This window comes from Halomonas marinisediminis, from assembly GCF_004347715.1.
Classification (GTDB): Bacteria; Pseudomonadota; Gammaproteobacteria; order Pseudomonadales; family Halomonadaceae; genus Halomonas; species Halomonas icarae.
This window is the reverse complement of the sequence record NZ_SLTR01000242.1, coordinates 1-305: the sequence shown is the minus strand read 5'-3', so window position 1 is coordinate 305 and position 305 is coordinate 1. Positions and strand designations below refer to the sequence as shown.

Genomic DNA, 305 nt, shown 5'->3' with positions numbered 1-305 from the left:
AAGCTGCGCGATCAGGTCGTCGCGGAACGCCTCGTACTCCGCATCGGTGACGCCGGGATCGCCCGGCTTGGCCGCGCGGCGGATGAAGATCGCGTTGGAGGACGAGCTGAGCGAATAGGCCTTGGTCTCGGCCCAGTCGATCAGGGTGCTGGCCTCGGTATTCTCGTCGAGCGCCACGCGGCCCTGGTCGTCCATTGCCACGCCCGCGTTCCAGGTCAGGAGCCCCGCATGTTCGAGGAAGGTGTTGGCATAGAAGATCCGCGGGCCCGAGCGGGTAAAGCCGTGGTCGGACACGATGAAGACCT

1 protein-coding gene is annotated in these 305 nt (G+C 65.9%); it reads right to left on the bottom strand.

Going from position 1 to position 305, the window contains the following annotated elements:
* A partial coding sequence (locus E0702_RS16535) for an alkaline phosphatase family protein (protein WP_205742002.1) occupies window positions 1–305 on the bottom strand: 305 nt, incomplete at both ends.